This window comes from Phenylobacterium aquaticum (assembly GCF_022695515.1).
GTDB classification, from domain to species: Bacteria; Pseudomonadota; Alphaproteobacteria; order Caulobacterales; family Caulobacteraceae; genus Phenylobacterium; species Phenylobacterium aquaticum.
The window spans coordinates 156,158-166,905 of record NZ_JALDPT010000001.1 but is presented as its reverse complement, the minus strand read 5'-3'; the positions used below and the strand labels follow the sequence as shown (position 1 = coordinate 166,905).

Annotated in this window: 10 protein-coding genes; 4 read left to right on the top strand and 6 right to left on the bottom strand. The window is 65.4% G+C overall.

Features of this window, described 5'->3' with window-relative positions:
* Window positions 1–265 precede the first annotated feature (265 nt).
* From MQH10_RS00715 to MQH10_RS00705, 3 genes are read left to right on the top strand one after another with little or no spacing between them, the layout of a single operon-like run.
* Window positions 266–967, top strand: coding sequence for a methyltransferase family protein (locus MQH10_RS00715; protein ID WP_242562155.1), 702 nt, complete (start codon window positions 266–268; stop codon window positions 965–967).
* Window positions 951–1,256, top strand: coding sequence for a hypothetical protein (locus MQH10_RS00710; protein WP_242562154.1), 306 nt, complete (start codon window positions 951–953; stop codon window positions 1,254–1,256). Before MQH10_RS00715 ends, MQH10_RS00710 begins: the two co-directional genes overlap by 17 nt.
* 49 nt (window positions 1,257–1,305) lie before the next feature.
* On the top strand, window positions 1,306–2,130 hold the full coding sequence (locus MQH10_RS00705; RefSeq protein ID WP_242562153.1) for a universal stress protein: 825 nt from the start codon (window positions 1,306–1,308) through the stop codon (window positions 2,128–2,130).
* Between the two features lie 150 nt (window positions 2,131–2,280).
* Here MQH10_RS00705 and MQH10_RS00700 read toward each other — a convergent pair whose 3' ends face one another.
* From MQH10_RS00700 to MQH10_RS00675, 6 genes are all read right to left on the bottom strand, one after another.
* Window positions 2,281–2,973, bottom strand: a complete 693-nt coding sequence (locus tag MQH10_RS00700) for a DUF6629 family protein (RefSeq protein ID WP_242562152.1) — start codon at window positions 2,971–2,973, stop codon at window positions 2,281–2,283.
* Window positions 2,974–3,243: 270 nt separating this feature from the next.
* The gene (locus MQH10_RS00695; RefSeq protein ID WP_272886625.1) at window positions 3,244–4,686 is read right to left on the bottom strand and encodes an oleate hydratase; all 1,443 of its coding nucleotides are present in this window, start codon (window positions 4,684–4,686) and stop codon (window positions 3,244–3,246) included.
* A 155-nt stretch (window positions 4,687–4,841) separates the two neighbouring features.
* Window positions 4,842–7,286 (bottom strand): heavy metal translocating P-type ATPase, encoded by a 2,445-nt coding sequence (locus MQH10_RS00690; protein WP_242562150.1) that lies wholly within the window; start codon window positions 7,284–7,286, stop codon window positions 4,842–4,844.
* A gap of 60 nt (window positions 7,287–7,346) precedes the next feature.
* Window positions 7,347–8,042, bottom strand: a complete 696-nt coding sequence (locus MQH10_RS00685) for a TPM domain-containing protein (RefSeq protein ID WP_242562149.1) — start codon at window positions 8,040–8,042, stop codon at window positions 7,347–7,349.
* Window position 8,043: 1 nt separating this feature from the next.
* Complete coding sequence (locus tag MQH10_RS00680) at window positions 8,044–8,703, bottom strand: TPM domain-containing protein (protein ID WP_336605018.1); 660 nt, start codon at window positions 8,701–8,703, stop codon at window positions 8,044–8,046.
* A gap of 113 nt (window positions 8,704–8,816) precedes the next feature.
* Entirely contained in the window at window positions 8,817–9,425 is a 609-nt protein-coding gene (locus MQH10_RS00675) for a LemA family protein (RefSeq protein WP_242562147.1), read from the bottom strand.
* A 311-nt stretch (window positions 9,426–9,736) separates the two neighbouring features.
* On the opposite strand from MQH10_RS00675, the gene MQH10_RS00670 reads away from it, so the two are divergent.
* On the top strand, window positions 9,737–10,576 hold the full coding sequence (locus MQH10_RS00670; RefSeq protein ID WP_242562146.1) for a universal stress protein: 840 nt from the start codon (window positions 9,737–9,739) through the stop codon (window positions 10,574–10,576).
* Window positions 10,577–10,748 lie beyond the last annotated feature (172 nt).

Genomic DNA, 10,748 nt, shown 5'->3' with positions numbered 1-10,748 from the left:
CTCGAACCGGCTCGCCGCGCCGGCGAGGTCGAGAACGGGCGACCCCAGCCATCAGACGTCCGTGGCGCCGAAATCTTACGGTTCGCGCCTACCGGCGGCTGTGACGTCCGGGAGCCGCAGATCCCACGGATCGTCTGAGACGATGGCCTCGCCGCGGCCAGGGCGCGTAATGCTCGGGCGATCGGGGCGTCAATAGCGGGATGGAGGCCGCCCGATCGACGAGCGCCACCCCCTGAACGCTTCAGAACTACCGTGGGGAAATCCGATGCACGACACATCACAAGCCTACGGCCTCTGGACCGTCGTTATCCTGAACTCAGCGTTGTTCATCTTCTTCGCATTTACTTTCTTCAAACCGCAGAGCGCCCGCGATTGGCGCTCGTTCGGCGCCTTCAGCGCCTTCCTGGTGGCGCTGTTCACCGAGATGTACGGCTTCCCCCTGACCATTTACCTTCTGCTGCCCTGGCTGCAGAGCCGCTTCCCGGGCGTCAATTGGCTGACCCACGATGCGGGTCACTTGCTGGAGGAAATGGTGGGCTGGCGCGGCAATCCGCACTTCGGCCCGTTCCACATCCTGAGCGACGTCTTCATCGGCGGCGGCTTCTGGCTGCTCTCAGCGTCCTGGCCTCCGCTCTATCGGGCGCAGAAGGAAAGCAAGCTCGCGACGTCCGGCCCGTACGCCAGGATTCGCCACCCGCAATATGTCGCCTTCGTGCTGGTGATGATCGGCTTCCTGCTGCAGTGGCCGACCCTGCTGACGTTGGCGATGTTCCCGATCCTGGTGTTCATGTACTGGCGCCTGGCCAAGACCGAAGAGCGGGACTCGCTCGCGGCGTTTGGCGACAGCTATGCCGCCTACATGCGCACGACACCGGCCTTCATCCCGCGCCTCGGCGCCGCGCGGAGCGCCGGCAAGCCGCTCGCAAGCCCCACCACCAAGGAGAACCTCCATGTCGTCGACCGCTGATTGCGTCCCAGGTGGGCGCGCCCACGCCAAGTCTCCGCCGGCCATTGCGATCGTTCCGCTGGGCCTCAGCCTTTCGATCTTCCTGGCGATCAGCTTCCTTTTCTGCACCGTCGCCGACCTGATCCCCTGGCTCCAGGACTTTCATTTCCTGAAGGCGCTCTATCCCGACATCGACTGGGCGAACCCGGCGATGATCCTCGCTGGGACGGTCTGGGCCTTCCTCTCTGGCTGGTACATCGCGGTGGTGTTCGGCTCGCTCTACAACTTCTTCTCGGCCAGATCTCGGTAGGAAGCCTGGCGGCCCCGCGCGCAAAGCTTCGCCGACTGGAACAATTCCGATGTCTTACAAATCCATCATGGTGCCCGTTCAGGCCGACGAAGCGTCAGACGCTTGCCTCGCCGTCGGGATCGACCTCGCGCGGCGGTTTGAGGCGCGCCTGGTCGGCTTCGGCGCACAGCTGTGGGAGACCACGACTGTCGTCGACGGCTATGACGACGGCTTGCTCATGGCGGCCAGGTATGAGGCGGCGGAGCGTGAATTGCAGCTGGCGGAATCCAAATTCCGCGCCGCCGCTATCGCGATCAACGGGGGCGTCCAATGGCGCTCCATGATCAATTTCTCACAGTTCGCCATGACCGTGGCGGCGCGCGCGGCGGACCTGATCGTTGTGACACAACACCGCGAACATCTGACGTCGGCGTCAGCCATCCCCTCCCCCGGCCGCCTCGTCGTACTGGCGGGACGGCCTGTTGTCGTCGTGCCGCAGACCGCAAGCCGTCTTGATGTAACGACCGTCGTCGTTGCGTGGAAGGATGCCCGGGAGGCTCGCCGGGCGCTGGCGGATTCACTTCCTTTCCTTCAGCGCGCTGCGCGGGTCATCCTCGTGGGAGTTTGCGAGGCGGGCTGTGACCAGACTACTCAGGTCGGGCTGGAGGATGTCGCCGAGGGGCTCCTCCTCCACGGAGTCAGGTCGGAAACGATCGTGCGACCCCGGGGAGACAGACCAGCCTCGGCGGTCCTCTTGGAAATGGCCAAGGACTGGTCAGCAGATCTGATCGTCGCGGGCGGCTACGGTCACACCCGATTGGGCGAGTGGGTATTCGGTGGCTTCACCAGGGCGCTCCTCGAGCAGGGCGATCGGCCGCTACTGCTGAGTCATTGAATAAGCCGCGGCGGGAGCCGGAGCAGAGCGCAGGGCGAAGCGGAGGCGCCGCTGTTCTTGGCGCCGGGGTCTGATTGCACGTCTATCTGAGGATTTGATGAGCCTTCGAAGTGAAATGCCTGTCCTCGCCGGACGGAACCTCGCCGGCAATCAGCTCACAACTTCGTGGGCGCCGCGCCCCGCCGGGCGTCCGCTAGACGAGGAGAAAGGCCGCCAAACGAGATACAACGACATGATCGCGCCGCCGAAGCAGAAAACCGAGATATAGGCGAAGGTGAAGAATAGATATGTCGTGACGAAGACAATGCTGACCAGCACGCCGAAGACCTTGGCGTCCTTGCTGGTGCTGAGCAGCAGAGGGGCGATTACCACCAGCAGATAGATCGCGTAGGTGAACTCCCGACCGATGACGAGGCCCAGCAACTCCGTCCCCCCATAGCTGATCGCATGCGGCAAGAAGCGAGTGACCAGCCAGCCCTCGTGGGCGAAGTACGGGACATACTGCAATCCGCCCAGAAACCCGCCAAGGATCGCGAAGAGAAGGTAAAGCCGGTGCCGGCGGGGGCTCTCGAGGAAATAGCTCGCGAATGGCACCCAGACTGGCCACGCCAGCCAGGAAAAGAACATGTATCCCAACGAGTACCGGGTCACCGCGCCGGCGTCGCCGGCCTCGCCGGCGCGCCAGACCAAGCCTTCGAGGAACTGCTGAACGGAGAACAGCAAGGGCAACGCCGCCAGAGCGAGATAGCGCCGATCGTCGCGCCAGGCGCGACCCAGACTGACCACGCCAGCTGGCGCGAGCACCGCCGCCGCTGTGAAGCTGGCCGTCGCGGAAAAGCACATTCGTGGTCAGCCTTTGTTTTCGTTCATCGCGGCGCAGAAGACGTGGTCAAGCAAGATGATTCCCGTTGAAGCCTCGTGGTCAGCTTCCCCGAGTAGACTTCAGCTTGCAAGTGCTCCGGACCGTTTGGCGCCAAGGCTCGCGACGAGGTCCAGGCCGTCGCAGCGGGCAAGTAATCCTGCGCGCCAAGCGTGTGCGCTCCCGGTGGCAGCGGCTCGGCCTGGCAAACCGTCACCTCGTTCCATCAACTCCGGCCCCTCGACTCAACCAGGTCAGCGTACGAAAGCCTTCGCCGCCTTGATCAGCACGGCTGGGTCGTATTGCCCTTTGTAGAGCGGCGACACCGCCTTCTTGAGGCCGAGCAGAGAATAGACCGCGGTCTGCGCGGCTCGGACGGAATATTCGACCGTGAAGACGACGTCGTCGGGGATTTCGCAATACTGACCGATGAAGGCGAAATTCGTGGTCCCCACAGGCCGTACCGGCGGACGGTCGCCGGCCACGCGGGGCATGAATTGGCTGGTGATCAGCGGCATCATGCAGGGAATGCAATTGGCCGACTTCAGGATCTGCTCCTTGTGGGCGCGGAGGCGCAGGTGCCCAAGCAGTTCGACGAGCAACTCCTCGCCTGTACAGTCGGACATCTTCTTCTTCACGAAGTCGCCTTCCTGATCCACGAGCAGCCCGTAGCCCCAGCAGACCTGGACATCATCGGGCTGGCCTATGAAATGGGGCTGGTGCGCCAGGACGACGGACATCAGCCAACTGGAGTCCGTGAGCGTGACCAGCCCACCCGTCCCGGCTTCGTTGCCGGTGAAGACCTCCATAAGGTTGAAGAAGGTCGGATCGGTGAGGGTGACGGTGAACGATAGCCATTTCGCCTCGTCGATGTGGCCGTCGAAGGCCGCGGGCCGCCCGAAATCCTCATTCTTCGCCGCCAAGGTCTCCCAGAGCGCCCAGGCTCCGCCCTTGTCGGTCTCCAGCCTCGCCGGCGTCGTCATCGACCCAAAGCTCGAGGCGCCAGTCATCGAACCGTTCGTGACGAAGACGAAATCGTCGGGTCCGATCTCCAGCGCCGCGGCGAGGCCGCCCTCCAGATACCGGATCCGCTCGACGTGCTTGCCCCGGGGCCCATAGCGGAAGTCGAGATCCGTCACCTTAGCGGCGGTCGAGAAGACGACCCCCTGCTCCGTGAGCCACGCCACCAATGGCCGGACGATCGAGTCATATTGGTTGTAGGGCGTGCGCCGAACCCCGCCGAGAGTGTGGATGCGCGGCAATTCCTGAATGAAGCGGTGCAAGTAGCGCTTCAGCTCGACCGCGCTGTGCCAGGGCTGGAAGGCGAAGGTCGTGCACCACATGAACCAGAAGTTGGTCTTGAAGAACGACGGTTGGAAAAGCTCTGCGATCCGCTTGGCGCCTAGCGAGGCCTCCGAGACCGCCATGATCTCTGTGAGGTCGAGGCGGTCCTTGTTACTCAGGCCGAGGTTCGAGGCGTCGAGCTTCTCGCCTCCGGCGACCAGCCGCGCATGGGAATCCGAGATGAACCGTTCGTTGAAGTCGTAGATCTCATCCCTCACCGATCTGGTCGCGTCCGTCAGCGACGGAACGAAGGACAGCAGATCGAACATGCACATGTGCGACCGGCTCCCAAGCGTGCTCAGGCGTTCGATATATCCCGCTCCGAGCGGCTTGCATCGACAACGATGTCGCAAAAGCTCATGATATCGTTATTACTCTTCAAAATCGATCGCAGCGCCGGGTCGGCTTTGATAGATCGTATCCTGCCTCGGAAAGATCTCCTTACCGGGACCTCAGTGGGGCGCCTGGCTCAAACTACGAGGCGCAACTCCGAACGACTTGGCCGTCACTACCTGTCGTCGCGATAGGCGAGAAGCCTGAGCGCATTGAACACGACCAGCAGTGTCGAACCCTCGTGGGCCGCGATGGCAGGTCCGATGCCGAGACCGAAGATCGTCGCCGGCACGAGCAGCGCCACCACGCCCAGGCTGACGAATACGTTCTGCAGAATCACCGAACGGGTCGTGCGGCTCAGCCCGACCGCGAATGGCAGGTTGGCGAGATCGTCGGCCATCAGGGCGACGTCGGCAGTCTCCATCGCCACGTCTGATCCCGCGGCGCCCATGACGATGCCGACGGTCGCGTTGGCCATCGCCGGCGCGTCGTTGACGCCATCGCCGACCATCGCGACCTTCGCCACGGCGCGGAGCCTCTTGATCGCCTCGACCTTGTCCTCCGGCATCAGGTCGCCCCAGGCCTCGTTGAGGCCGACCTGGCGCGCGATCGCCTCGGCGACCTTCTGGTGGTCGCCGGAGATCATGATCATTCGACGGATGCCAAGCGCTCGCAGCCGCGCCAGCGCCGCCTTGGCGCCTTCGCGCGGCGTATCCATCAGCCCGATCGCACCGAGGTCGCGGCTGCCCTGCCGCACGACCATGGTCGTGCGGCCGCCCTCCCGCAGCGAAGCAATGGCGTCCTGCATTGGCGTGGATAACGGCGGGATATCCCTGGCGCCAAACAGCTCGGCCTTGCCGATCAGGACCGTGTCACCGTTAACATTCGCGGCGACTCCACGCCCGGTCAGGCTTTCAAAATCGCTGGCGTGAGGGACCGGGTCCTCGCCGAGGCGCTGGCGGCCGTCTCGCGCGATGGCGCGGGCGAGCGGATGGTCGCTCAAGCTCTCGACGGCGACCGCCACCATCAGCAATTCCTTCTCCCCGACGCCGGGTGCGGTCACCACGTCGGTGATGCGCGGCTTGCCGGCCGTGAGCGTCCCGGTCTTGTCGAATGCGATCGCCGAAAGCGAGCCGAGATTCTCGAGCGGCCCGCCGCCCTTCACCAAGACACCGCCGCGGGCTGCGCGCGCCACGCCAGACAGCACAGCGCTCGGGGTCGCGATGGCGAGCGCGCAGGGGCTGGCGGCGACCAACACCGCCATGGCCCGATAGAAGCTATCGCGGAACGGTTCGTCGATGACCACCCACGCGAAGAGCAGCAGTCCCGCCAGCGACAGTACCCCCGGCACGAAGAGGCGCTCAAACTTCTCGGTGAAGCGCTGGGTCGGCGATTTCTGCGTCTCGGCCTCGCTGACCATGCGCACGACCTTGGCGAGCGCGCTGTCGGTAGATTTGCGGGTGACCTCGATCTCGATGGCGCCGCTGCCGTTGATCGTGCCGGCGAAGACGCGGTGGGTGGCTTCGAGCCCGTCGGGGTTCGTCCGGGCTATCGCCGCGTCGGTGACGGCCTGCTTGTCGGCGGGGATGCTCTCGCCCGTCACCGGCGCCTGGTTGACACTGCTCTCGCCCACAACCACGAAGCCGTCCGCGGGGAGCCGCGCGTCCGGCTTGACGATGACGACGTCGCCGATGGCGAGCTCTTCCACCGGCACTTCCCGCAAGTCGCCGCCGCGCCGAACGAGCGCCGTCCGCGGCGCCAGTTCCGCCAGCGCCTCGATTGCGCGCTTGGCGCGGCCCATCGCGTAATGCTCAAGAGCATGGCCAAGACTGAACAAGAAGAGCAGGAGCGCGCCTTCCGTCCACTTGCTGAGCGCGGCCGCGCCCGCCGCAGCGACCAGCGTAAGCGTATCGATCTCGAACCGCTTCAGCCGCAGATTGTCGATCGCCTCGCGAAGCGTGAAGAAGCCGCCGAAGATATAGGCGCCGAGATAGAAGCCAAACGGCAGCCAGGCCGGCGCCGCGAGGAACCGCTCTATGACGTACCCGCAGGCGAGCAGCCCGCCGCAAGTCAGCGCGAAGATCAGTTCGGCGTTTGGCCCGAGCGGGCCTGTTTCATGGTCGTGCCCGGCCTCGCCGGCTCCATGTTTCCCCGGTTGATGGGCGTGCCGGCTCGGCTCCGCGGCGGCGATGCGCATCCTCTCGAGTTCTCTGCTGAGTGATGCCTCCGAGGTGAGCGAGCGGTCGAATTCGACGCGCACGGTTCCGGCGGCACTGGCTTCTGCCTCAAGGACGCCTGGCAGCGCGCGCAACTTTCCGGCGATGGTACGCGCACGTCGCTCGTGTGGGATGTCGAGCTGCCACACCGCGTGGCCGTAACGCTCCGCGATCCTCGCGCCCGCAGCGGTGACCAGTTCGCGAATGCGCGGCAGCGGCAGAACCGCAGGATCATAATGAACGCAAAGCTGAGCAGGCTCGCCGCCACTAGCGGCGGCGACGTGAACCTTCTCAACGCCCTCGCGTCCGCGTAGCTGAGATATCAAACGCGCCACGCAGGCATCGGCGGCGTCATGCACTTCCGGCAGCAGAATCGGGATGTCCAAGCGAAGCTTGTCAGTCACTCTCGAGCCCTCTTGCGCCACCGGTCAGGCAGTTCGGCGTCAAGCGCCCGCAATCATAAATCAGGTGGGTGGCGTCTCAATCAGGGCATTGGGCAGCTCATTCGGGTTTTCCGAGCCCGCAGGAAAGTGCTCGGCGAGGAGACGGCCGCAAAGCGCGATGGCGGCCACAAATCCACTGCCGGGGTCTCCCGCCTTCACGCCTGCCAGGAGGTCTTCGATCGCCTTGTCCCAAGCTGCGGCGCCGACCTTGGCGTTGATCCCCGAATCGGCGACCACCTCAGCCCTCCGATCTTTCAGGGATACGAAGATCAGCACGCCGGTGTGCTCACGGGTCTTGTCCAACCCGCGGGCAAAGAACTGTTCCAAGGCGCGTTCACGAACTCGGGTTCTCTTCAAGGAGGGCGGTGTCAGCGCCCGACGGACAGGCGCAAGCGACACGAGCACGAAGATGCTCGCGAACAACATGCATTGCAGCAGCGCGTAACCGGTAAGGGCCGTCAACACGGCGGCATGCATGGCCGCCACGTGAGCCGCCGACCAACCGCCGAGCGCATAGTCGAAGTGTCCTGCGGCGCGGGCGACGGCGAGGGCGACCAGGGGGAGCAACAGCGCTCCAGTCGCCGCCCAGGCCAGAGGGACTTCGGCATAGGTCCCCGCCTCGTCCGTAACTGCGCAGACAATCTCGCCGCGGGTCGTCGCCTCGGCGGCCGCAACGGCCCGTTCGATGCGATCATGGTCGTCGGGCTTCAGCAACATCCTACCAACCCCCTGAGGCGCCGCCGCCTCCGAAAGAACCGCCGCCGCCTCGGAACCCGCCGCCGCGGCCGCTACGCCCGTGGCCGGAACCGCTCATCAGCAGAAGGAGCGGCAACAGCCAAAGGTCCATGCGATGGCCGGGTCGGCCGGTAATCGTCCCGAACAACCCGAACAACACCCAGAGGCCGAGAAGAACCAGAACCACTGTCGGTACCGAGCCGTTCGAGGCCCTCTGCGGCTCGGCGCTGGCCGCGACCCTGGCTTTGGCCTGCTCGTCCGGCAGCGACAGCTGCTCGATCAGCGCGTCGGCGCCGCCGACCACACCACCTTCGTAGTCCCCGGTCCGAAACCTGGGCAGAACCCGGTCCTGCAGGATGACAGTCGAAAGCGCGTCGGTGAGCACCCCTTCGAGTCCGTAACCGACCTCGATGCGGACCCGGCGCTCCTTCGGCGCGACGATCATGAGCGCGCCCGTGTCGCGGCCCTTTTCCCCAATGCCCCAGCTGCGGCCAAGCTGGTAGCCATAGTCCTCGATCTCGTAACCTTGCAGCGACGGGACGGTGACGATCACCAGTTGCCGGGAGGTCTTGGCTTCGAGCGCCTCGAGCTTGGTGGTCAGCGCCGCCTTCGTCTGAGGCGACAGGATGTTGGCGTCGTCCACCACCCGCCCCGTAAGACTGGGGAAGGTCGGAGCCGCCACCGCCAATGTCGCCCAGAGCACCAGTCCCGCAAGAAGGGAGAGGACGCCCGCCAGGACCGGGCGACCCCGCGCGGTCATTGGGCGGGGGCGCGCGGTGCGGCGGCCGAGTTGGCGGCCGGCGCCGGCGCGAAGCTGACGGTCGGCGCAGCCTGGGAGGTCTCGGCGGCCTGGAACAGCTGCATCGGTTTGGCGGAGGAATAGGCGGTCTTGGCCCAGATGATGGTCGGGAACGTGCGCAGGCTAGTATTGTAGTCGCGCACGGCTTCGTTGTAGTCGCGGCGGGCGACGGCGATCCGGTTCTCGGTGCCCTCCAACTGGCTCTGAAGGGCCAGGAAGTTCTGGTTGGACTTCAGATCGGGATAGTTCTCGCTGATCGCCAACAGCCGACCGAGCACGCCGGTGAGCTGGTTCTGGGCCGCCTGGTAGCGCTGGAACGCTGCTGGGTCGGTGATGGTCGATGCATCGACCTTGACCTGAGTCGCCGAAGCGCGGGCCTGCGTCACCTGGGTGAGCACGGTGCGCTCCTGCACGGCGTAGCCCTGTACGGTGGCGACCAGGTTCGGGACCAAATCAGCCCGCCGCTGGTACTGGCTCTGGACATCCGCCCATGAGGCCTTGGCCTTTTCCTGCTTGGTGGGGATGGTGTTCACGCCGCAACCGGCCAGCAGGACCGGGAAGAGCATCAGCGCTCCGAGACGTGCGAAACGTCGCATGAAATTGGTCACATCGGTCTCCCATAAATCCGTTGCGGTGAAGCCAGATGTGGCAGCCCCGGGATGAGAGACGCGTCCTGGATATGCTCATTACAGCTTGTCCTCGGCTCGACGCCGGTCCGGCAACCTTCGCCGACCCCTGTAAGGTTTCTAGTACGCTGGCGTCTCACGCCGGAGGGCTGCGCAGCGGAACGGCGCAAGCTCCGGGCGAACCCCTGCGGGTCCGCGTTCGTCTCGCTGGAGCGGGCCGTGAGGAATGTCGTTCTGGAGGAGTCGCTGATATGTCCTACGCCACCCTACTGGTCCCCGTCGAAGCGGAACCTGAGGTCGATTGCCGGTTGTCGCTCGCCATCGATCTGGCCAATCAGTTCGACGCCAAGCTGATCGGCGTGGGCGCCGAACTCTGGCGGACTTGGGCCGTCGGCGGAGAGTTCGACGGTGGCTACGCCGCGGCGGAGATGTATACGGCGCAGACGGCGCTGATCGAGGCCGATCTGCAGAAGGCGAAGGCGAAATTCGAGGCCGCCGCCGCAGCGGTGCGGCAGGGGTCGGACTGGCGTTCAGCGATCCAGTTCCCGATCGTCGAAGTCGCGGCCGAAGCCCGGGCGGCTGACCTGATTGTGACAAGTCCCAGCCGCCGCCATGGGCGGTCGGACTACAACGTCGCCACGCCGGCGGCGTTGGCTCTGCAGACTGGCCGACCGGTTCTCGTCGCCCCAGCGGACGCTAAAAGCCTCGAACTGGGTCGCGTGCTCGTGGCGTGGAGAGACACGCGAGAAGCGCGCCGCGCGCTGGCCGACGCCCTGCCGATCCTGAAGCGCGCCAAGGCGGTGTTGGTGGCGGAAATCTGCGGCCATGCCGAGGCCCCGGCGGCTGAAGCCCGGCTCGCCGACGTCGCGCAATACCTGCTCCGCCATGGCGTGCGCGCCGCGACGCGGGTGGGCCATGAGGAGCGGGACGTCAGCTCCGCTCAACAGTTGTTCGAACTGGCCGATCAACACGCGGCCGACCTGATCGTGGCCGGCGCCTACGGACACAGCCGCCTTGGAGAGTGGGTTTTCGGCGGGTTCACGCGCGCGCTCCTGGCCCAAACCAAACGAGCTGTGCTGCTCAGCCATTGACCTGCCCGCGAAGAGAAGCCCGAAGGCCTCGGGCCGAGCAGCACTGCCGATCATATTGCGGCTGCTGCGCCTGGCCCCCCACGCGGCCGCACGGCCGACTGCCGACTAGGAACTCAGCTGTAACCAAGACCAGGACCGGCGCGTCTTGCTCCGGAACAAGGAGGCGGTCATG